Source organism: Corynebacterium sp. HMSC06D04, from assembly GCF_001807315.1.
GTDB classification, from domain to species: Bacteria; Actinomycetota; Actinomycetes; order Mycobacteriales; family Mycobacteriaceae; genus Corynebacterium; species Corynebacterium simulans.
The window spans coordinates 1-20,398 of the sequence record NZ_KV788533.1 but is presented as its reverse complement, the minus strand read 5'-3'; the positions used below and the strand labels follow the sequence as shown (position 1 = coordinate 20,398).

The following is a 20,398-nucleotide window of genomic DNA, read 5'->3' as shown; positions in this document are numbered from 1 at the left end:
CCAGAACACCGGTACCAAAAACTCGCATCTGACAAGACCGACGTATAGAGCTTTTTGAGTTATACCCACAAATGCCCGAGTGAGGTACACCCTATTGTTACGTGCGTTTATACCGGCAAGTTGCATGTAAAATAAGGCAGATTCTGCCATTGTTTTACAAATGTATAGTGGGGCTTAGACCTTACCTATACAGAAAGTGGTGATTGCGGTGTTATCGTCGGATGGTTTCCGTATTGAAAGTCATATTGACTCTGTGCCCGCGTTGGCGCGGGTGAAAAATCTGCATGGCGGGTTGTCGTCGGGGCAGCAGGCGTTGGGCAGGATTGTACAAGCCTTGCTTGCTGACGCCGATGGTCTCGACGGGGCACAGCTGTCTGATTTGGCGCGGGTGGTTGAGTCGTATCGTGATGCGGTCATCGACCAGGAGAATGCCGCCTTTCGACCCTCGCGGAGTGAAGACTAATGCGTGGGCAGCGGGTGGGGTACATCCGTGTCTCGACGGTGGAGCAGAATAATCAGCGCCAGAAAGAACTACTGTCCACGTCTGGAAGTATTGACCGGTTCTTTGAGGATAAGATTTCCGGCCGCACTAAGACTGAGCGCCCTGGGCTTGGGGAGTGTATGGCCTATGTGCGCGACGGTGACGAACTTGTCGTCTCGTCGATTGATCGCCTCGCCCGCTCGCTAACCGATCTTCGCGGTATTGTTGATGAACTCACAGACAAGGGTGTGACCGTTACTTTCCTGCATGAGCACCTCACTTTTACAAAAGACACCACGGATCCACGCGCGGATTTAATGCTGGGCATTTTGGGTTCGTTTGCGGAGTTTGAGCGGGCCATTATCCGCGAGCGGCAGGCGGAGGGGATTGCGTTGGCGAAAAAGGCCGGCAAGTACAAAGGCCGCAAACCCGCCCTAAACCCAGAGCAAGTAGTAGAGATTAAGCGGCGCGTGCTGGCAGGGGAGTCAAAGGCAGCGCTCGCGCGAGAGTTTGGGGTCACCCGCCCTACAGTGTATCGGGCGTTGAAAAACGCCTAAAGCGGCGCAGCCGTGATGGTAGATCAGCGTAGGTTGAACCGGGTCGTATTGGTAAGCGCAGGCACTTTTAGGAAACAGCACCCTGAAGGGTGCTGTTTCTCTGCGCTTGGGTTAGCTGCTCGGGTCGTGGCGAAAACATGTCAGTTGTTAACTACGACTCTCCGAATCCCTGCAAGGAGAGGTCTGTAGATATGTATTGAGTTTCTTGGAATTCGGTCTTTTATTGCCGCGTGCGGGATGAAAGCTTTGCCTAAAAAATAAGTTTAAGCAAGGCTATAGATCGGTATGCACCAGCTTTCCTCTGGTTAGTGACTCTTATTGATAGCGTGTGACATGCTGCCTTTCGGCGATTCTAATTCCCTGCTGGGGATCCTTTGGCTGATTTAGCGCTAGCAATAAAGGAACTAAGCGTTCCTAAGATGGTGCACACTAGAAGGATTAGGACTATCCACACCCATGGTATTGAAACGGTAGGAGTGAGATCTTCTCCCCGCAGTAGCGCTTGTGCCCCCGTCAGTCCGATCAAAGTTCCTAGTAAAACTCCTGTAGTTGAACCCACTGTTGATACGACTAAGGCTTCGGAGGAAAAAGTTTTCAGAACTCCCCTTCGATCACTTCCAAGGGATCGAAATAGTTTAATTTCATCACGCCTTTCAATGATCGACATATTGGTAGATATAAGCATCCCCAGTAATGAAACGAGAACAATAAATCCAGCGATGCTGAGCATTATTGCAGCGTAAGAGTAGAGAAGATTAAGCGCATTTGTTCTCCCACCTATGGAGCCTTCGATTTCAAGCCCATAGCGAGAAGCCAAATTCGATACAGCATCTTGCTGTTGTTTATCTGGAGTAGAGCTACTGAATCGAATCCATATCTTGTCTCCTTCCTGAGGGGCTCTGAGCTGGTCGAACGTCGACTTTGTGATAAGCGGATCGCTAAAGCCTGCTTCGCTAATCTTCACCGTAACTGGGATCTGATGATTCCCCTTTTGAAGGGTAATTGTTTCGCCGTCCGCATAACCATAGATCTTTCCTAGGAGAATTTCTCCATCCCCCAGAGAAGGGATTACATCTTTATCGCGCAAAGCATTGGGAGCTTCTTGCGTAAGTCCTGCAACTACTAGCTGTTCGGAATTCTTACCGTTAGAAACGGCATTAACTGTCGCAAAGGGGAGGCTTTTGGCTGCAGATATATCTGAAATAGATTGAAATTCTTTAATCGTAGAAGGATCGGTTCGTCCACTAAGAGTGGCGTCTATTGGAGCCTGGTGATTAACATAATCTAATGTTGAATCGATTCCAGTGGCTAATCCGACGCTAGTCATAGCGGCCAAGCCAGTCCCTATCGTTAAGGCAAGTGCTGAACTAGCTGCTCTTCCGCTATTACGTCGGATATTTTCCATTCCAATTTGGTATGAAACACGTGGCGATGAAGAAAGCCAGCTACAAAGTTTCCCCCCCAGTAGGTATAGCGCGGGTTGTAGGGCAAGAATTAAACCGATAACGAGGACGATGGCGCCGATAATCGTCAGCAATACTATTCCACTTGTAGCACCAAAAATGGTAAGCGATATACCTAAAAAGAGGAAGAAGATTGCACTGAACAATTTTTTCCGAGAAGGGGGAAGGGTAGCAGACGCTTCGCCAATTCCGCCGACCATTAGCGCGGGGGATACTTTGTTCGCTGATAGAGCTGGTTTCAGTGAAGCGATGATAGAACTTAAGACTCCTACAATGGCCACCGTAAGTGCGCTAATAAAACTGAAACTGAATTGAATCCTTGCCCCTAAGAGCGAATCAGTTATTCCTGTATAAAGTTTGACGATCATCACGCCTGCGCCTAAACCTATCAGCGACCCTAAAAGGCCTACAAAGAGCCCCTCGCGTATTACCCGTAAAGACACTTGACGCTTGGAGGCGCCTAAAGAACGCAAAAGAGCGAACTCCTTTTGCCGTCTCAACCCATAGGTCTGGAAAATGTTGGCTATCAGCAGAGAGGATACTACTACTCCGATCAATCCAAAGATAGCCATCACCTTGGATATCAATCCAACCCCAGATGACGTTTGTTGCGTGATTTCTTTAACAGCCTGTTCTGGCTCAATAAGCTTCAGTGAGCCATTTTGTACCTGTTGGAGACTTTGGACAGAGTTCTGCAGGCCTTTTCCGTTTTGGCTGGAGACAAAAATGTAATCTACACCTTGCACTCCACTAATTTCGACTGCATCGTCAACGGTGGTGTACATAGTAGGAGTACGGGCATCGGCGATTTCGGGAGAGTCTTTTGATACAACTCCCGTAATGTGAACGTTTGAAGCTCCTTGATACTGCGAGTCTGTTACCTTCCAGTTTGAGCCTGGAGCGAGATTGTATTGCTCGGCAAGGCTCTGGCTGATTAATACTTCCCCGGGTTTGTTTGGTGACCGACCAGAGGATAACTGGAAGTTATTTTCGTTTGGATGGGATTCGAGAATGATAGTGCCATCGGTACCTTGTGCAGCAGAACGAATGGCCTCTTGCTTGAATTCTTGTATCGAGACGTTAGTGTCCAAGCTCTGAATGTCTGCTAGAACTCCTCGGTCAACCCTCCAGTGATTCTTGGGGGTTCCCTCAAATACTAGATCGGCGTTGCCGACCAGTTGTCGCGCACCTGTTTGCATTCCGCTTTTTATCGAATCGCCGAAAACTAGGGATGCACTAAGCAAGCAGGTCCCAATAGCTACCGCTAGTATTGATACCCAAAAACTCTTTAAAACGTAGAAGCTTTTCGCTTTAATGTTCTTCATTGTCGGAAACGGAGCAATTCTTTGATTCCGTGCCGTAGTCATGCGACTACCTTTCCATCACGAATATTTATAACCTGCGATGCCCACTTTGCTGCCTCAGGGTCATGAGTGACCATTACAATTGTTTGCTGTTGCTCAGAGACACCCCTTGACAAAAGCTTAAGGAGAGACTCACTTGTTGCCTCATCCAATGAACCTGTCGGTTCGTCGGCAAAAATAACGGTAGGCCTGCTAAGAAGAGCACGTGCTGCAGCTACTCTTTGCATTTGCCCCCCTGACAGTTCTGACGGCATATGGTTGAGGCGCTGTTTAAGCCCTAGAACCTCGATGAGCTCCTCAAAGTATGTGAAATCTGGCTTCCGGTTCGCTAGCCTAAGGGGTAACAAAATATTGTCACGCGCGGTCAAGGTCGGAAGCAGATTGTAATCTTGAAAAATATATCCAATCTTTTCTCGGCGTAAGCGACTAACTTCGCGGTCGGTTTTTCCAGTAATCTCGTCATTTCCTATGAAGACATGGCCGCTAGTAGGCTCTTCAAGACCAGCCAAGCATTTAAGCAGCGTAGATTTTCCCGATCCGGAAGGGCCCATAATTGCAACAAACTCTCCTTTAGGAATCAGCAAATTGATGTCGTTGACAGCACATACTTTCTCGCTTCCGCGAATATAGTGTTTTCTGACGTGTTGAGCACGTACAGCTTGAACCATGATGTTCCTCTCCTTTAAATGCTCTATCATCTACCCAGTGGCGCGCTATTTATGATGGCGCCTGTATTAATCCGAATCCGTAAAATTGATCTTTTCCTTTAACTCCGAGATCACGGCTTGTGTCGTAAAGGTACTGCTCGACTTGTTTTGCCTTCCAGTCTGGGTGGCTAGAAATTACTAAAGCTGCGGCTCCGCTTACATGTGGGGCAGCAAAAGAAGTTCCACTTTGCGGCACAAACGGAGTACCCGAGGCTAAAGGAAAAGGTGCCAGAATCCATTCTCCCGGAGCCGAAATATCGATATCTCTGTTTCCATAATTTGAGAAATCGATTGGGGACAAATCTTCAGAAACAGCCCCTACTCCAATTACTTCATCGAAGGAAACAGGCCATCTATTTTTTCCGGTAGAGCTAGAAACATAATCAAGATCAGCCCCCTCGTTCCCCCCAGATGCAACTAGAAGGGTATTTCTTGAATGAGCAAATTTGATAGCTCGTTGAATAGCTGTATTTGAAGCTTCAAAACCGGCTGATTCAGGTCCCCAAAAAATCCATGGGTCAACCGCAATAGACATGTTTAAAACGTCGATGTCTTGGTTAGCTGACCATACAAGCGCGCAAACCAGATTGGCGCTGGACACGGTATTTGATTCGTCAATTACTTTTAGCGAAGCAAGTTTTGCTCCCGGTGCGACTCCTCGAGCACCCCATTGATTTTTACTCGCTGCAATGATGCCGGCTACGGAGGTTCCATGACCCATGGTGTCAGTTAACGCGCGTTTAGAAGAGCTATCTGCGACTCCACCATGGCTGCAGTCCACAGACTTTTTTTCATCTATCGCATCTATTAGGTCTGGATGTCTTGCATCTATTCCTGAATCAGCAACCCCGACAAGGGCACCTTCTCCCGATCGTGAATCACTGTTTTTAGCGTTAATAGCTGATAAATTCCACAAGTCTTCTTCCGAATTAGGAATCTCAGTTGACAGAGCAGGCGAGGAATCCATTGTTGGAGCTGTTTCGCTTTGCGAGCCTCTCTCTCCTATTTTACCAACAGACTCGACAGCTGAACTTGCTGAAATAGCACGTAGCTGGGATGAGCTACGGAGTTGTGCAGTTACTACCCCTATTTCAGGCCAGACGACTAAGACATCGGCACCTGCAGCACGAACTGCTTTAGCTGCCCTCTTAGACCACCCGGGGGTTTGTCTACCAGCATTCACTATGTATGTACCTTCGACGAACTCAGCTTCGGATGTAACAGAAGCCCCCACTACGGTAGAAGTTCCGCTTGGAGGCGTCTCATCCGCCAGCGTATAAGCTGATGGGTGCAACATTAGCCAACCCCCCAGGAAGACAGAGACTAGTACTTGTATTTTTGGAAAGCGCTCTTTTATGTACGCGGAGGACATTATTTAAAAACCGCCTTCCATGTAGGATAGAAATGTTCTTTCTTCTTTGCCGTAACCTCTGCTTCAGCAGCCTCTTTCCATATCAGCTCGAACAAAGGTTCAAATTCCACCGATATGTTTCTCCCAGTGCTGATCACTTCTCCTTGCTGCTCTATCCAGGAGTAGTATTTTGCCGCCCTTCCAGGAGGAGCGTACTCTCTTCCGAGAAAGCATCTGTGCTTGATCCCATAACTTGTGCATACTGCAGACATGAAAAGACCAGCATGGATTGCTGTGCTCATAGAATTCAAAGTAGGGGAGAGCCCCCACATTAATTGAAATACTTCTTTCGCTGCAGGTGGAGTGTTGCATCGTCGTTTTATGCATAGAGCATTAATGTCTTTGCCATTTAGGTGCTTGACAATTTGTTTATCAAGAGAAATTATTTCTCGTGTTCTCCGTTCATGGAGAAAGTACTTTTTAAAAAACATAATCTGGTTTGATTCCTTTCCGGTTTAGCTCAAACTGTCTATCCATTCCGCTTCTATGTGGAATAGCTTTTTTCGATCTTCGATATTCTTAATAAAATGATCAGAACGTTCTAGCCTTAATAGACTTGCACTTCCCCCATATGCACGAATTGCCTCATATAGAGCAAGAGACTGCCATGGCGCTGTGTTGCAGTTTGAATCTTGCATACTTGTTTCGATTAAAAAGTTAGTATCGGAAGCTCTTTTGACATTGTTAATTACGTTGAACTCTTCGTATATTTCTTCATTTCCAGCGATGCTTTTAGGAAAAGTCTGAAAACCAAGCGGAGAATTTGAACGGTTGTAAGATCCATTCCGAAGAATTAGTCCTAGGAAGCGCTCCTCGCTTGTTAAAAAAGCAGTGGCTGCAGCAGTAGCTCCAAAACTATATCCGCCTAGAACTGCTCTACCCCATATGATTTCCTCTTGATCAGCTAGCTTTCTTAAAGAAAGGCGTAACAGATTACTGAAAGAACCTTTCGCATATTGAGCGTCTAGCCCTGCATTTTTATAGAGATCAATTACGTATACATCACGTTGCTGTGCATGTGCCCACTCAGTCGATCCAACCGGAGGTGTTTGTTGCGTTTTGACTGAGCTAAGGCCGCTTTTAGTGCTAAAGCCCGACGGTGGTGAAGGAAACGGAGATATGCGGAACCATATAAGCGGAGACAAAGAACTAGGTGGATCAGCTAAACGATTTGAGCTTGCATAAATTTTACAGATCCGTAGTTGCTCATTCTGATAAAGAATCTCCCGTTGAAGGACAGGAACAGGTGGAATATCCGCTTCCCAAGTGGAGATTTGCTCCTTTCCCCCTGAATCAGGGTTTACTAAAAGAAGACTACTCTTTTGCTTATTGTTAACTTCGCTTTGCTCAAGCTCCAATCGCGGCATCACAGAGCTGCATTGATTCTTATCCTCAAAAACAGGACATGCTACTTTTAACATTGCCTTTTGCCATTGGTTTAGAGTAGTTTTTTCGACTACATCCCACTCTTTTTCCTTTAATGAAAACTTGGCGGAAAGGCACGTGCCTTCGTAAAGATATTCTTCTAAGCCTTTCTGGCTATCTACGTACGCCACGTAGACGTATTCTTTTCCTGTGTTTACAGAAAAATCAAGAAATACTGCGCTTTCTCCGATAGCTTCGTTTTCTTTTTCCGTCATGAACCACCACCGGGCTAGAGAAGCTGTGTATAGCTGATTTATTAGCCACTGTGGCCACGCATCAACAGTCCACGTCAATAGGTGCTCGGATTGCCAAGAATGAATATCAAAAACGCCAGTGCTAAAAAGGCCAAGGTGAGAATTCTCAAATGATATAAAAGGAACCTTGGAGATTGAACGATGACCTATGAGAGAGGAAGAAGGTGAAAGACCCCGCACCCGTGAGCGTAAAATTTGCGGATTTTCTTCATTGATTGAAATGTATCCAACAGGGCGTCCCTTGTTGGGTGTGCACTCAATTCCTCGCAATTTTCGATTTTCGGCGTATGGCTGAAAGCTCCCCATCAAAACAAAGGAAGCCGAGAGCGCTCCCTTCCCAGTTGCTGAATAGACACGAGCAATCGATGGTTCACCATTTTCCCCTACCACTCGATGTGTTTCGCTATTAAACGCGAATCGTTTCCAGGAGAGTATCTTGTCTTTCAAAGGATCGATTCGACTGGTTACGAATGGCTGTTCCTCCACTACTATTGCATCACCAAGACACGTCCATGCGGTGAGCTTCTGTGAATGCCACCCTTTACCAAGGCTTGCGGTGAATTTTTTACGGTGCCACATTTAGATCCTTAGAATTTATATTCTCCACTTGTTCCCTTGGCTGAAACAGTATTTTCTGTGTAGCAGCTCTACTCATTTCGCGTTGGTGGGATACAGCTAAAACAATGCCGTTTTCTTGGAACTCGCTAATTGCCGCAAATACTTTTTCCCGGCTCTCTTCATCTAGGTGAGCGATAGGTTCATCTAGTGCCAAGACGAATGGACGAGTTAAAAGCGCTCGTGCGATTGAGAGTCGCATCTTCTGCCCACCTGAAAAACGTGTTCCTTGATGGCCAACATCGGTATTTAGCTGATTGGGAAGACTTTCGATCTCGTTTTTGAGCCCGACTTTCTCCAAAACTGTCCAAATCTCGGAATCAGTTGCATTTGGGACCGCTAAACGAAAATTCTCCGCTAGCGAGCCAGATAGAAATAGAGCATCTTGAGAAACTAAGCCAATTTGTGGGCGGCTCGGAGATAATTCTTTCCCTTCAAGGAAGACGCGTCCAGAAAGGGGAGGGATCTCGCCTACCAGCGTATGCAAAAGGGTGGACTTTCCGATCCCTGAAGCTCCTTCCAAGACAGTAAGTGATCCAACTTGCCCCCTAAAGGAAACTGGTCCTAAGCATTTCTTCTGCTCGTAACCAACTACCAGGTTCTCTACCCTCAATGTTGGTATTACTCCAGGCTTGATTACATGTTGTAGACCTTGATCGGTAAAGATATGGTTAGTCTCTAACCGGTCAAGTGTTTTATAGATTCTGCTAAAAGCAGCCATTGAAGAAGCAAAGTCCGCACGTATCCCCGCAATGTCCTGCAAAGATCCATAAATTATAGGCATTAGAGCGATTAAAGCCGCCAGATCTCCGACTGTCATCTTTCCGGAGGTCACCTGTACCCCCCCGACGAAATACGTGGTTATAGTTAAGGCGCCAGCCATTAGCCCTACTAATAGTCCGTAGCTGCACTGTACTCTAGCGGCTGATAAAGTTGCCCTTTTACCAGTCTCAATGGATGATTGAACTCGGTTGTCCACAGCGTTTTTGTTCAACCCTGTACGCAAGAGCAAAGCTGTAGGCTGATCAGCTATCTCTCGGCTTATTTGTAGAATTTTCCCATTGCTATGTAGCGCCCAGTTTGCGACTGGGGATATCTTCCTGCCAACAACCTCCGAGGTAACGATCATTATTGGAAACGCGCAAATAGCAATTGCAGCAGCCCAAGGAGTTATGGAAGTGATCGCAAATCCACCGAAGATGACTGCCGATACGGTAGACGTAAGCGTGCGCAAAGCGTTGCTAGTAAGAGACTGGGCCGATGCGACGTCAGAGGTAAAGTTAGATGATATGTCACCAACATTAATTTTCCCTAGCTCAACGTAGGGAGCTTTTGCCGTTGCTTCCGCAAGTTGTTTCCGTAGTCGAAATACCTGCCTTTGGCCCAGCCAAACGCTCAGATACTGACTCCATGCAGTCAGCAACGCCGAGAATAAAGTCATGGTGGCAGCTAAGGCTATTAGAGAAATACGTGCTACAGATACATCAGGCTCAAGGAGAGAATCAACGAACTTTCCCAGGATAATTGGGGTCAGTGTAGATGCTCCAGAGCTAATAACTAGAACCGCGCCGATAGCCATTATGGGCCAAGTATCAAAACTAACAAACTGTAGAACACGCTTCGTTAATCGCCAATTCCAGTCGTTCCCAGAGCTTTTTGCCGTGTTGATAGTCAAACTCATATAGCCTTTGCGTTAAGATTCCGGTGTGCCTCTAACAACTCACGGATAGAAGTCATTCCTGAAGACACCAGTGCATAAACAGGGGTTCCCCCACTGACGGGAATTGCCGTTGGGTACCCTTTTCCTATAGCAGCATCCAAAACAACATGCGGAATTCCTGGATTGTCCTTATCTACCCAATGGACATATTTCTCTTCTCTAAACTCCAGACGACGTAAGGCGTGGCACATAGCACAATCTTCAGAAGTGAGAATAAATATTTCATCCCATTGTTGGCTGGTCCCTTGAAAGTCCCGACTCGATTGTGTGGACTTTCGCTTAATGAGTTGCAAGAGCGTAATCGTCAACGTTACTGTGGTGAAAATTAAGAATAGACGCCAATACAAATTGGGACGTTGATAGGTTGGTCCCACAAATATAGACGTAGATAAAAACGCAGCTAATATCACCATTGTCAGAACATGCAGTGGTCCAACCTTTGGGTTAACAGCTCCAAAACACCCACACTCTTGCCCCCAAAGGGTTATGGCTCCAACGGAGATGGAGCCAATTAGAATCGCTAAGACTAGACTAGTTATCCCCTGTAAAGGAGAGAATACATAGACTAGCCCTCCCAGAAATTCCATTACAACAACGAACCAAACCGGCAAATGAAACCATCCAAAATTGGGGCCAACGGGCCAGACTAGCTCCCCACTTCGAATAGCCCAAATTTTTGCAGATCCTGTCGCAACGAGAAGGATAGCTGCAAAAGCGCTAGAGAAAAACCAGAAATTTTCCACGTCTACACCTCCCTGAACCCAAATGAATCTCTAAAGTCCTGTTGCTCTTTCGTTCGTGGCTCAACAGCCCCCGTTAATAAACCTGCGGCTTCTATGGTCAATTCGACTATTGAAACTGTCTCCGTATCTAAAAGAAAATGCCCACCATATTCACCACGCGCTAAGATGAATTTTTCATCCATGTTTAAGACTCGCTTCCCATAGTGCGTAAAGAGAAACCACGTGTTCGCTGAGCGCATGGGGCTCATTTAAGACCTCATACACGGTGTTTGTTTTTATCAGTCCTGCTTGAGAAAATATCCCTGATTTGATGACTTCATATACGTCGTCTTTATTCTTAGACAACCTATCCAGTTTTATTTTTCGACTAATAATTTTAGGGTCAGGTACGCTTTCTTTGAGGTGCAACGAATCCACTATTGCCGATCCATTAATAAACCGGCCTTCCTCTATTTTTGCACGATCAGAACATTTCAATTGATTCACCGAATACATAATTTGGGGATGCCGCAGAAGATCAAACACTGCAAAATACCCCTTAAAAGACCAGGGGTCAGCAATGTTTCTGCAAAAAATAGTCGCTTGCGAAAGTATTGACCGCTCACGACGACTAAACTTTTTTAGAAGATCGGACCATTCGGTGAGGCATACCATGCTCCTGATCGACAATTCATTCAGAGCAGTTTCAGTAATCCAAGGGGGGGCTATTGAATTAGGTTGATACGAGCTAGTGTCGGGTTGTTCAGCCTCAGACGTACTTGCAGATCTTTGCTTCTTTCGATCTCTAGAATCGTTTTTTAGACTAAACCGATGGAGCTCACTTTTTTTGAGAGTACTTTTATCGTAACCATGACATAAACTGCCAATTTCCCAGCTTTCTACCGCCAGATAGCAATAGAGAAGTTCAGCTATACATAATTGTGCTTCCATCGCTTTAACCTGTTGAAGGCTTTTTGTTTTCCAAACAGACAGATCTTTGACACTAATTTGTTTTGCCAAATAGGTAATCTCGCAGAATTTCGACGGTAGTTGGAAAAGTCCCAAGTCGATATCCGAAAGAAAGTCCTTCAAGTGAAGATCCCTCTCAACAGGGAGAGTCGTAGCGTAGCCATCTCCCGAAATTGATGACAAACCTATTTCGCCTGTTTGGGAATTTTTGTAGATTGGGCAATGCTCTGCCCCCAATTTCGATTCAAGCTCGTAAGTTTGCTTTGGAGATCGCGGAAGTCCAGCAGTTAACGCTAGTTCGTCGATAATCTGCATTATGAAGGCCACTTTCAAAAGTGAGAACACCTGAATCGGCGCTGGTTTCATTAACGCTAAAACAGGTGCTCTTAACTAACATGATGTATAGGTAGGTGTCGTTTAACGCCCCTGTCCTACCAAAGGAGGGCTTTATTTGCAGACACAGCGACGGTTAAAAGACCAGATAGAGCAGTAACCGTTGTTGTAACCAATGGATCGGCAATAGTCACTGCACTTGTAATCGTCTGGGCAGCCGAATCCATCGGCCCCTTCAAGAGGGGCAAGCAGTTCATTTGAGATGGTTGCGTCGATGGTCGCAACATTGGAAGAAGTGTTTCGAATGAAAGTCGACATGATGTGTGTCTCCTTAAACTGTAGAAAATGACCTTGCTGCTATCTTTAGCAGCGGTTGAAGAATATCACCGAAACAAACTGATTGGGGGCGAAGAATTTTCCACTCACGCCCCCCTGCAACCTAGAAATGAACATTCGAGGAAACATTTTCACTCTAATGAGCGGCACGTTGCCCAAGCTTCCATTTCTTCTTTTTAAGAGCTATTTCTCTATGTACTTAAGGTGCTAGAACTCAGAGTAAATCATTGTCCCTGCTCACAGCTTTCTTTCTCTAAAGGCGAAAATTTTTCCGCTTTAGCTTAAATAAAACCGTTTGCAATAATTAAGAGGAATTCGCCTACTCCGGATACATTTCCCTTCATTAGTATTGACACTTTATTCTAATAAGAGTGGTAGATAATTGTGTACAAAAGTTCCCTTTTGGAGAGAAATCTGCCATCGGAAATGAATACCGAGAAAGAAACCTAGACTTTATACAAGCGCAATCCTTCCTTAGCTGAGGTAGGAACTAGTGCTGATAACACCCCAGCGGAATCATTTAACGCCACACTCAAGCGGAAAGTACTACGAGATCGGAAAGTCTTTGACAATCCGATCACGTGTCGGCAGGAAGTCTTTCGGTGGCGCATGCGCTACAACACGCGCCGGCGGCACTCCCGGTGTAATCTTGTGGCTCCTGATACCTTTGAAGCCGAGACTTCAGCTAAACTAACTAGAGCAGCATAGCTACCCCCGACGTGTCCACTTTCCGGGGGCCGGGCCCAGCTTTGAATCATCTACTCGATCCACAATAATTCATGATTACTAGTTTCTGTTGCATGTTAAAGCAGCATGTAAAACCGATGCTTTTTCTAGCAATCACACTCTCCGCAATAATGTACGGCGCCTTTAAGGCAAATAACGATCCCGTTTATATACGGTGGTTGATAATAGTCGCTGCAATTGCCCTCCTGATGACATCGTTCAAATACGCACTGCCATCTGGGTGCCTGTACATCATCTTATACGGGATAATTTCATACGAATCCCAATTTAGTAGTCTTATCGTAGTATTTATTGCCCCGGTCATCGTATGCATTTTGTCTCATATAAAGGGGCTTTCTTATTCCATTCCGGTAGGCCTAGCGTTGTGGTATGTAGGGAGTATCAATCTGTTTGAAGGAGATTTACTCCCCCACGACTGGATAGGCTCGTCAATTTTATTCTCGCTTTTCGGCGCTTCTATCGCAACTGAAGTTGTATTGCGAAAAGCCACTATTAAAAGCGAGGACGAAAAAGAAAAGCTTCTAGAAAGTCGAGATAGGGAACGTCTGGCAATGACACGTACCCTACATGACAGGGTGGCAACATCTCTTACATCATGCATTCTGCGGCTCGAGGAAGTTCTTCTTAGCGACAAAGTTGCTCCAGAAGAAGCCAAATGCATTCGCTTAGCAATTAACGATTCCAAGAGCGCGATGAAAGAAGTTCGCACGCTCATTAATTTCTTCCGCCAAGAAAATGAATCACACCCCGAAAGCTCAACTCAGAAAAAACCTACGATCTTCTATATACAGTCTTCCATTGACTTGCTCCAACAACACGGGTTTCGTACGCAAGTTCAATATTCAAATTTACCACCTAACTCGAAAGTTAATAACCAGGAATTGCTCCGAATCGCAATTACAGAAATTACCGTTAACGCCCTTAAATATGCGGCCCCCAAAAGCTGCATTGACATCCAAGCAGAGTTCTCGAGCAATACAGGAACCACTAATCTTCTTTTTTCAAATGACGTAGCAGTAAAACAGTCAGATTCATCAATGACTAGTGGGTTTGGTCTAGAAGACCTACAATTTCTCTTTCGCGCAGCCGGGGGTAATCTCTCTTTCCATCCACGGGAAAATCGTTGGAGCGTAGGACTTTCTATCAATTAACCACCTTTAAAGGTACTAAAGTTCCTCTTTTATTCTGAGCTTCTATCTTTAAACCACCAAGCAAGAAACGAGTGCTAGCGTTTTTCCTGAGTGTTTTGCAAGCAAAGGAGTAGCCCATGAAAAAGGCGCCTAGAATTGTAGGAATTTTAGTAACATTGACAGCGTTGGCAGTACCCCCATTGCAGGCGAACGCGGCACCAGTCCGTTCCATCAACACTGAGCATAGCGAAAGAACAAATTTAATGACTTTCGCCGTATCCGATATATTTTCCTGCAAGCTTCACCCTACCCGTTTATGGTGCCACTAAAACAGTGCCGAGTCCTTCCTCACGTAGAGTCGCCTCGATAATGATCGTAGATGACGATCCTCTGGTCTTGAAGGTGCTCAAAAAGGTGTTTTCCCAGTGTAAAGATTTTAAAGTAGAAGCTACAGTCCCCAGCGGATCGGACGCTATAGATATCCTAGAAACAGCCTGTGTAGATGTAGTGCTGGCAGATATCCACATGCCGCAAATGAACGGTATCCGTCTTTTAGAAAAACTCCAGAAGATGCAGAGCTCACCTGTATTTGTTGCAATGACGGCGCTTGACAGTGACCGCGTACTCCTTAAAGTCCTACAGGGAGGGGCAAAGGGATACATTTTAAAAACTCAGCCACCAGCGCTCGTTGTACAAGCGGTTCGAAGCGCACTTCGGGGCGGAGCTTTGATATCTCCAGAATCCTTAGAAAGGCTACTGAATTCTTTTTCACCTTACCCGAAATTGAAGAATCCACATTCTCCGGCCAATAGCGCAAACAAGTTAGGAGAATCTTTATCGGATATAGAGCAAAAAATCATCTCTCTTCTATGTCAAGGAAAATCAAACTCTGATATAGCAGCAGCTATGAGTTATTCAGAGTCAACAATTAAAAAGAGAGTCTCTATTCTCATCCATAAGTTTGGGTGTTCATCACGTCTTGATCTTGTAATCCACCTATTAGAGATATCGTAAACATAATTCCAATATTATCGCTGCTAAATTGCTTGTACATCAGACGCACTTCCATTTGGCTGCTATCAGATTCGTCCAATGAAAGCCTTAGGTCAAGTCCTGTGTAGCGGTGTAGCCGGTTGTACTTTCGGCTCGGTATGAAATTCAAGATTTGGTTAGGTAGTTAGCTGTTGGTGATCATCATGATCGTCTCCTGCGCAGTGCATGAGTTGTTTGGTGTGTTCGAGTGCGAACAATGACATGTAGCGTTTTGCTGAATCCAATCATCGTGCTACTCGGCAAGAACCGCTCCGACAAGCCGGATGATGGATTCGCGGTTCAGGAAGCTACCAACAACGTCAGTTCGCCGGCGGAGCTTTCGGTTTAATCTTTCGGTGGGGTTGTTCAACCACACTTTTGTCCACACCGGTTTCGGGACTGTGGTAAACGCCAGCACCTCGCCGAGTAATTCTTCCGGATAAGTCGAAACCTGCGGGAATTTCGGCCACGGCAAATCGACAACCTCGCGAGCTTGGGACCAGGTTGATGCAGCATCGGGTTGTTGGAAAATTGTCTGGAACATCGCCGAAACCATCGGCCGCTGCGATTTCGGAACCTTCTCGTAGAGGTTCTTTGCGAAATGGGTGCGGCACCGCTGCCACGACGCGTCAGGCAGCACTTCGGAAATGGCGTGCTGCATGCTTTCGTGGGCATCGCTGGTGACCTAGAACCAGAAGACGCCGGTAAGTCCCCGCATGCTTTTAAGTCTTGGGAAAGCCCTTCCACGAGGCACTGGATTCCGCGGTGGCGACATGCCTGCCGAGCATTTCGCGATACCCGCCGACGTTGACCCCAGTGGCCAACTGGTACCGAGCACTTGACTACCCGTCCGCCTTCGCGCACTTTGATCGCAACCGCGTCGCACGACAGGTAGGCGTACCCGCCGGAATCGAGCGGGCGGATTTTGAAGTCTGCGACCATATCGTAGAGTTCTTCCGACATACGTGAGACTTGTGATTTCGACATGTTAGCAACCCCCAAGCGTTGCCACTAGATCGTTCATCCTGCGGGTGGAGCCCCCTTGAGGTAGCAGGTCGCGATCACGATCAACAGTGCCCGTTGTGTCCGTGAGCGGCGCTCTAGCAGCCAGTCGGGGAAGAACGCGCCGTGACGCAGCTTCAGCACCGCCAATAATGTCAGCCTTAGCGGAGAGGATCTGGTTGATAAACCCTTGCAGCATCTGGCGTATCAAATCAGGTGAGACTTGTGTGAATAGATCGTCCAAATAGGTTGCAGGGTCGATAGAATGCGGAGCAGCGGTCATCATCATGTGTCTTTCGGTGAGATGTGGTAGTTGAGTCGAAGGGTTACTGGAGGTGGCCGCCCCTGAATTTCCCAGGATTCACCATCAGCAAGCGTTACACCACGCTAAAGGACGCGACCATCCGCGTGCGAATTTAATGCTGGGTATCCTCGGCAGCTTTGCAGAGTTTGAGCGGCGCGTGCTGGCAGAGGAGTCGAAAGCAGCACTAGCGCGAGAGTTTGGGATCACTCGTCCTACGGTGTATCGGGCGTTGAAAACGCCTAGGGTAGTGCAGCCGTATCGGTAAATCTGCACACCCGTCAGTCCTGTTATATGTCTTGCCATATGGCAGGACATATGTTTAGGCATATGTTATATCGTATGGTTAGCCATATGCTAAAGCATACGGCGGCAGTTATGTAGCACCACCAGCATTTTCGTGCGTCTAGATAGGGTGCCAGGCAGAGAAATTAGCGGAGTTGAGTGCAGCTGCAAGTAGCACTGTGCGGGTTTCCCCTCATGAGCGACTTCTACAAGAGAAGCGGCGAACTTACACCACACGTTCCGTTCAACGCAGCCTGCTAACGTTATCTCTGGTTCACAATCACGCCCCACCACAGGCGGTGGGGTGTGTGCGTGGCTTCCTCGTCGGTGCGCGGTAAGGCCCGCGCGTGACGTGGGCTGTCCCGCGCGCCTTTTCAGGCGAGCGGACAACCCTACGACGTAAAGGGAGGTAGACAATGGGTAAACACTCATTGGATGCACCCGGTCGCAAAAGAAAAGACCTTGACGCCACGAAGCTTAACTGGCTCGATGTGGCAATCAAGGTCATAACACTTGCGACCGTAACAGTGAAGCTCATTGCAGTGACGCTTCACATGGGTCTTTAAGGCCCGAGGGTCTCAACCGAGTAGCAGTCGGTTGGGGCCCTTTTTATTGTGCAGCCGCAATTCAGGGATGAACTGTGCTGTCACGTTTTAGGCTAATGCGCGCGCGGAGGTTTCGCAATACTCCCACACTAGGGCCGTAACTACCTTTTCTCTGCTGTGGACGGAAATCTGCGTAGTCATTCTCCCACCTCTGTGCGCCCGCGAGTCCTGCCATATGGCAGAACATATGTTGTGGCATATGTTCTAGCGTATGTTCCGCCATATGCTAAAGCATATGTCCACCCGCATGGACTACCGTGGTTAGCGTTTGTGCTGGTGTGTACCTATATTTCGCGGGGAAGCAGCGGGGTGGCGTGGCTTGTACGCCAGGTGTTGGTGGCGCGGAACACTTGACCTTGCCGCAAAATCTTGCGGCCAATTTCGCCGCGCTTGAAACCGAAAAGGGCGTGGAGCATGTTCACCGTGGCGGTCGCATCGGCTACTGCTGCGTGCGCGTCTGGATTATCCAGTCCCAGGCGGTCTAGGAGTGCGGGCAGGTTGTAGGGGCCCGGTCAAGCATTTGCTTGGCAAGGTCAATGGTGTCAATGAAGGGGAAGAACTCGTCCTCGTCATCGTCGACACCGGTCATACGGTCTGTCTCGGCGATGATCATTTTTGAGTCGAAGGGGGCGTTGTGGGCAAATAGATGCATGCCGTCGATGTAGCTGGTGAAGTCCCCATACACCTCGCTAAACGTTGGGGCGGTTGCCACCATGTCGTTGGTGATGCCGTGAATGTGGGAGTTTTTAATGGCCTTGCCGTCAGGGTTGAGTAGTGTGTGCCAGGAGTCGACGGGGTTGAAATGGCTGTCTGCGCGCACGGCAGCGATTTCAATGATGCGGTCGTAGCGCTTGTTAAAGCCGGTGGTTTCGGTGTCAATGACGGCAAAGACTGGCTCGCCTGGTGTGCGTGGGGGGTAGCGGTTGAGGAGGTTGTCTAAAAAGCCCATGGCCTAAAGCCTAGAGTCCTCTACCGACATGCCGGCCTGGACGCTATCGAACATAGCGACAGCGTGGTTTTCTGTGGACAACTACACCAGCACCGTGTGGGTTATACACAGGGTGGGCATGGTTGGTCTTTCGTGGCAGGCGTGGGTGTGGTTGCCTTGGTGCTATGAGCACTTCGCAGGACTATCCGAACTCCACCCCAACCCCCGCTACTACGACCGCTGGGGAGGGTCAGCGGCGGGGGCCGAACCTGCGGGATATTTCCCCGCAGGAGTTAAATGCTGCCACCCAGTACATGATTGATGAGCTTATGAGTCAAGGCATGAGCGAGGCGGAAGCCATAGAGTATTTAGACGATCTGGACAGGAAGGCTATCCCTGATGATTTCTGGGAAAGCACCGACTAAGGACTAAGCCTGTTCCGGCTCCGGGGTGGTTAGAGCTCGGCGTCTTGGTCGTCTTCGTGCTGTTCCTCTAGCTCTGGTGCCGCGTCCGCCGTCTGGTTGTCGTGTGCGCTATCTGCGGTCTGGTAGCTGGTAGGTGCCTCGTCTAGTCCGAGGCTTGCGATGAAGTCGAGGCCTTCCTGTGCCCCTGGTGCAAGGTCTGTCTTGTAGTCAGTAAAGCGTGAGAGCACAGTATCGAGGTTGTTGCGCTCCTGTGGGCCTTGTGGGGTGGTGGTCTCGGGGCGGATAGTGTCTATCCATTGGTGTGCGCAGACATGCAGGCGGGTAGCGATAGTGTCGAGGTCCTCGCGGTTGAGGAAGTCTGGAACAGTGATGTCGCCTCGCTCAGTGGTCTGGTCTTTAAATAGGCCAGTAAATACGCGAGAGGCGCTGTCGGTGAAAAACTCTGCGGTGGTCTTCCACCTGTCGTGGAATACGTCGGGACTGGTTTCCGGGTTTCCGAAAAGTCCTGAGCGGGCGCAGTCTTGTAGTGAGGTTTCGCGCAATGTACGCGTACTGGCGGTAAAGACTGCACGGGTAGCAGTGTTTAAGTTTCTTTCTAGTGGTTCGGTGGTGTTGATAGTTAGTCGGTAGCGCGGGCCAGCGTTTTCGTCCTGGGGAAGGGTGCGGAAGTTTGTCTTGGTGCTTTCTGCGGTGAGGTATGTGCCTACGGTGTGGGTGAGGTGAACGTCTACGAGGTTTGAGTCGTCGAGTTGTTCCAGCATGGTCTCTAGTAGCCGCTGGCGCGTATCGGGGCGTTTAGCGCTCACGCGGTAGCGGTGGGAGGTTAAGCCTTTGGCGTTCATGCTGTCGGCATCGAGTGGGGTAGCAGACTGTGCGAGGTCTTCTAGTTCGTCTTTGCCCCAGCCCGGATAGGCAGCGGTGGAGTCTAGAAAGCGGCTCCAGGTGCGGGAGTCATGCAGATTACTGTCCTGTGCTGTGGCGGTAGGGGCAGTGGGGTAGGTGTAGTTGAATCGGGTTTGGCTGTAGGCCTGCATGATGGAGGCACCAAGTTCTAGTGGAGACGTGGTCTCTTGGGCTTCCAGGCGCTCTAGGATTGCTTCGAGGTTGTCTCGAAAGTTCGGGTCGTCGATGTAGCGCTTGTAGACCACTGCCTTGCCTTCCCTGTCCCGTGGTTCTTTTCCAAGAAAGTCTAGAAGACACAAGGTTACGTGGAGGGTTATAGGACTGTGGTTGTTGTGGGATGTTTTAGTGGCAACCAAATCTTTGATTTGGGCGGCAGCCCAACGAGCCGTAAGGCGAGGCGGGAGCAAGAACCGCACCCCGTAGTGAACGGTTTTGTTAGTTGATCGGCTCGGGATATAGATCTACAGGGATATAGTTATAAGCGACCTGGGAAAATAGATAAACCCGCAGGTAAAACCCTGTGGATAACTACCCCAGGGGTGGTAAATATGCGCACGAGGGGTGGTAAATATGCGCACGAGGGGTGGTAAATATGCGCAAGCAGAAAACAAGGGGTGGTAAATATGCGCAGCCTGAACTGCGAAAACTCCGAGGGGTGGTAAATATGCGCACGAGGGGTGGTA

The 20,398-nt window shown here is 48.1% G+C and carries 21 protein-coding genes and 2 pseudogenes; 9 read left to right on the top strand and 14 right to left on the bottom strand.

Annotated elements, in window-relative coordinates; translation table 11 throughout:
- The first annotated feature begins 199 nt into the window (after positions 1-199).
- Together HMPREF3155_RS03980 and HMPREF3155_RS03975 are read left to right on the top strand one after the other, a co-directional pair.
- Positions 200-463, top strand: coding sequence for a hypothetical protein (locus HMPREF3155_RS03980; RefSeq protein ID WP_210385641.1), 264 nt, complete (start codon positions 200-202; stop codon positions 461-463).
- Positions 463-1,038, top strand: coding sequence for a recombinase family protein (locus HMPREF3155_RS03975; protein WP_070432633.1), 576 nt, complete (start codon positions 463-465; stop codon positions 1,036-1,038). The genes HMPREF3155_RS03980 and HMPREF3155_RS03975 overlap by 1 nt, the downstream gene beginning before the upstream one ends.
- 352 nt (positions 1,039-1,390) lie before the next feature.
- On the opposite strand, the gene HMPREF3155_RS03970 is transcribed toward HMPREF3155_RS03975, so the two are convergent.
- From HMPREF3155_RS03970 to HMPREF3155_RS12555, 10 genes are all read right to left on the bottom strand, one after another.
- Positions 1,391-3,868, bottom strand: a complete 2,478-nt coding sequence (locus tag HMPREF3155_RS03970; RefSeq protein ID WP_070432632.1) for an FtsX-like permease family protein — start codon at positions 3,866-3,868, stop codon at positions 1,391-1,393.
- Entirely contained in the window at positions 3,865-4,533 is a 669-nt protein-coding gene (locus HMPREF3155_RS03965) for an ABC transporter ATP-binding protein (protein ID WP_210385640.1), read from the bottom strand. Before HMPREF3155_RS03965 ends, HMPREF3155_RS03970 begins: the two co-directional genes overlap by 4 nt.
- A gap of 49 nt (positions 4,534-4,582) precedes the next feature.
- A complete protein-coding gene (locus tag HMPREF3155_RS12565; RefSeq protein WP_083281244.1) occupies positions 4,583-5,944 on the bottom strand; it encodes a S8 family peptidase in 1,362 nt (453 codons plus the stop codon).
- The gene (locus HMPREF3155_RS12825) at positions 5,944-6,225 is read right to left on the bottom strand and encodes a hypothetical protein (protein WP_148138218.1); all 282 of its coding nucleotides are present in this window, start codon (positions 6,223-6,225) and stop codon (positions 5,944-5,946) included. Before HMPREF3155_RS12825 ends, HMPREF3155_RS12565 begins: the two co-directional genes overlap by 1 nt.
- 213 nt (positions 6,226-6,438) lie before the next feature.
- A complete protein-coding gene (locus HMPREF3155_RS12560; RefSeq protein WP_083281243.1) occupies positions 6,439-8,241 on the bottom strand; it encodes an alpha/beta hydrolase family protein in 1,803 nt (600 codons plus the stop codon).
- The gene (locus HMPREF3155_RS03955; RefSeq protein ID WP_070432629.1) at positions 8,228-9,958 is read right to left on the bottom strand and encodes an ABC transporter ATP-binding protein; all 1,731 of its coding nucleotides are present in this window, start codon (positions 9,956-9,958) and stop codon (positions 8,228-8,230) included. The genes HMPREF3155_RS12560 and HMPREF3155_RS03955 overlap by 14 nt, the downstream gene beginning before the upstream one ends.
- Positions 9,955-10,740: a hypothetical protein gene (locus HMPREF3155_RS12820; RefSeq protein WP_148138217.1), complete on the bottom strand. Its 786-nt coding sequence runs from the start codon at positions 10,738-10,740 to the stop codon at positions 9,955-9,957. Before HMPREF3155_RS12820 ends, HMPREF3155_RS03955 begins: the two co-directional genes overlap by 4 nt.
- A gap of 2 nt (positions 10,741-10,742) precedes the next feature.
- Positions 10,743-10,922 carry a hypothetical protein gene (locus HMPREF3155_RS12815; protein ID WP_148138216.1) on the bottom strand — a complete coding sequence of 60 codons (180 nt, stop codon included), beginning with the start codon at positions 10,920-10,922 and terminating at the stop codon, positions 10,743-10,745.
- Entirely contained in the window at positions 10,915-12,003 is a 1,089-nt protein-coding gene (locus tag HMPREF3155_RS03950; protein ID WP_148138215.1) for a hypothetical protein, read from the bottom strand. The genes HMPREF3155_RS12815 and HMPREF3155_RS03950 overlap by 8 nt, the downstream gene beginning before the upstream one ends.
- Positions 12,004-12,135: 132 nt before the next feature.
- Complete coding sequence (locus HMPREF3155_RS12555; RefSeq protein WP_083281242.1) at positions 12,136-12,339, bottom strand: actinodefensin; 204 nt, start codon at positions 12,337-12,339, stop codon at positions 12,136-12,138.
- Between the two features lie 27 nt (positions 12,340-12,366).
- Between HMPREF3155_RS12555 and HMPREF3155_RS13000 the strand changes: the two genes are divergently transcribed.
- The 4 genes and pseudogenes from HMPREF3155_RS13000 (at position 12,367) to HMPREF3155_RS12545 (ending at position 15,248) form a co-directional block, all read left to right on the top strand.
- Positions 12,367-12,537, top strand: a complete 171-nt coding sequence (locus HMPREF3155_RS13000; RefSeq protein ID WP_168162303.1) for a hypothetical protein — start codon at positions 12,367-12,369, stop codon at positions 12,535-12,537.
- A 300-nt stretch (positions 12,538-12,837) separates the two neighbouring features.
- Positions 12,838-13,065: pseudogene (locus HMPREF3155_RS13125) on the top strand (integrase core domain-containing protein); the annotation flags it as partial.
- 92 nt (positions 13,066-13,157) lie between these two features.
- Positions 13,158-14,255 carry a sensor histidine kinase gene (locus HMPREF3155_RS03945; RefSeq protein WP_168162302.1) on the top strand — a complete coding sequence of 366 codons (1,098 nt, stop codon included), beginning with the start codon at positions 13,158-13,160 and terminating at the stop codon, positions 14,253-14,255.
- Between the two features lie 348 nt (positions 14,256-14,603).
- Entirely contained in the window at positions 14,604-15,248 is a 645-nt protein-coding gene (locus HMPREF3155_RS12545) for a response regulator transcription factor (protein WP_083281240.1), read from the top strand.
- Positions 15,249-15,519: 271 nt separating this feature from the next.
- On the opposite strand, the gene HMPREF3155_RS13440 is transcribed toward HMPREF3155_RS12545, so the two are convergent.
- Together HMPREF3155_RS13440 and HMPREF3155_RS13435 are read right to left on the bottom strand one after the other, a co-directional pair.
- Entirely contained in the window at positions 15,520-15,927 is a 408-nt protein-coding gene (locus HMPREF3155_RS13440; protein WP_371441322.1) for a transposase, read from the bottom strand.
- Between the two features lie 227 nt (positions 15,928-16,154).
- Positions 16,155-16,412, bottom strand: a pseudogene (locus HMPREF3155_RS13435) (transposase); the annotation flags it as partial.
- Between the two features lie 191 nt (positions 16,413-16,603).
- Between HMPREF3155_RS13435 and HMPREF3155_RS13430 the strand changes: the two are divergent.
- A complete protein-coding gene (locus HMPREF3155_RS13430; RefSeq protein WP_148138214.1) occupies positions 16,604-16,837 on the top strand; it encodes a recombinase family protein in 234 nt (77 codons plus the stop codon).
- A 936-nt stretch (positions 16,838-17,773) separates the two neighbouring features.
- Complete coding sequence (locus HMPREF3155_RS13245) at positions 17,774-17,944, top strand: hypothetical protein (RefSeq protein WP_246817664.1); 171 nt, start codon at positions 17,774-17,776, stop codon at positions 17,942-17,944.
- On the opposite strand, the gene HMPREF3155_RS03935 is transcribed toward HMPREF3155_RS13245, so the two are convergent.
- Positions 17,941-18,408, bottom strand: a complete 468-nt coding sequence (locus HMPREF3155_RS03935) for a 3'-5' exonuclease (protein WP_246817662.1) — start codon at positions 18,406-18,408, stop codon at positions 17,941-17,943. The genes HMPREF3155_RS13245 and HMPREF3155_RS03935 overlap by 4 nt on opposite strands.
- Positions 18,409-18,572: 164 nt before the next feature.
- On the opposite strand from HMPREF3155_RS03935, the gene HMPREF3155_RS03930 reads away from it, so the two are divergent.
- Entirely contained in the window at positions 18,573-18,812 is a 240-nt protein-coding gene (locus tag HMPREF3155_RS03930; protein WP_070432626.1) for a hypothetical protein, read from the top strand.
- A gap of 29 nt (positions 18,813-18,841) precedes the next feature.
- Here HMPREF3155_RS03930 and HMPREF3155_RS03925 read toward each other — a convergent pair whose 3' ends face one another.
- On the bottom strand, positions 18,842-19,960 hold the full coding sequence (locus tag HMPREF3155_RS03925) for a hypothetical protein (RefSeq protein WP_070432625.1): 1,119 nt from the start codon (positions 19,958-19,960) through the stop codon (positions 18,842-18,844).
- Between the last annotated feature and the right edge of the window lie 438 nt (positions 19,961-20,398).

Bases quoted from the DNA above. Each gene is read 5' to 3' on its own strand.
- HMPREF3155_RS03945 (WP_168162302.1), top strand. From the start codon at position 13,158: ATGTTAAAGCAGCATGTAAAACCGATGCTTTTTCTAGCAATCACACTC.
- HMPREF3155_RS13440 (WP_371441322.1), bottom strand. From the start codon at position 15,927: ATGCAGCACGCCATTTCCGAAGTGCTGCCTGACGCGTCGTGGCAGCGG.
- HMPREF3155_RS12815 (WP_148138216.1), bottom strand. From the start codon at position 10,922: ATGGATGAAAAATTCATCTTAGCGCGTGGTGAATATGGTGGGCATTTT.
- HMPREF3155_RS03970 (WP_070432632.1), bottom strand. From the start codon at position 3,868: ATGACTACGGCACGGAATCAAAGAATTGCTCCGTTTCCGACAATGAAG.
- HMPREF3155_RS03965 (WP_210385640.1), bottom strand. From the start codon at position 4,533: ATGGTTCAAGCTGTACGTGCTCAACACGTCAGAAAACACTATATTCGC.
- HMPREF3155_RS03955 (WP_070432629.1), bottom strand. From the start codon at position 9,958: ATGAGTTTGACTATCAACACGGCAAAAAGCTCTGGGAACGACTGGAAT.
- HMPREF3155_RS03930 (WP_070432626.1), top strand. From the start codon at position 18,573: ATGAGCACTTCGCAGGACTATCCGAACTCCACCCCAACCCCCGCTACT.
- HMPREF3155_RS12560 (WP_083281243.1), bottom strand. From the start codon at position 8,241: ATGTGGCACCGTAAAAAATTCACCGCAAGCCTTGGTAAAGGGTGGCAT.
- HMPREF3155_RS12555 (WP_083281242.1), bottom strand. From the start codon at position 12,339: ATGTCGACTTTCATTCGAAACACTTCTTCCAATGTTGCGACCATCGAC.
- HMPREF3155_RS12825 (WP_148138218.1), bottom strand. From the start codon at position 6,225: ATGAGCACAGCAATCCATGCTGGTCTTTTCATGTCTGCAGTATGCACA.
- HMPREF3155_RS03935 (WP_246817662.1), bottom strand. From the start codon at position 18,408: ATGGGCTTTTTAGACAACCTCCTCAACCGCTACCCCCCACGCACACCA.
- HMPREF3155_RS13000 (WP_168162303.1), top strand. From the start codon at position 12,367: ATGACCTTGCTGCTATCTTTAGCAGCGGTTGAAGAATATCACCGAAAC.
- HMPREF3155_RS12545 (WP_083281240.1), top strand. From the start codon at position 14,604: ATGATCGTAGATGACGATCCTCTGGTCTTGAAGGTGCTCAAAAAGGTG.
- HMPREF3155_RS12565 (WP_083281244.1), bottom strand. From the start codon at position 5,944: ATGTCCTCCGCGTACATAAAAGAGCGCTTTCCAAAAATACAAGTACTA.
- HMPREF3155_RS03975 (WP_070432633.1), top strand. From the start codon at position 463: ATGCGTGGGCAGCGGGTGGGGTACATCCGTGTCTCGACGGTGGAGCAG.
- HMPREF3155_RS03950 (WP_148138215.1), bottom strand. From the start codon at position 12,003: ATGCAGATTATCGACGAACTAGCGTTAACTGCTGGACTTCCGCGATCT.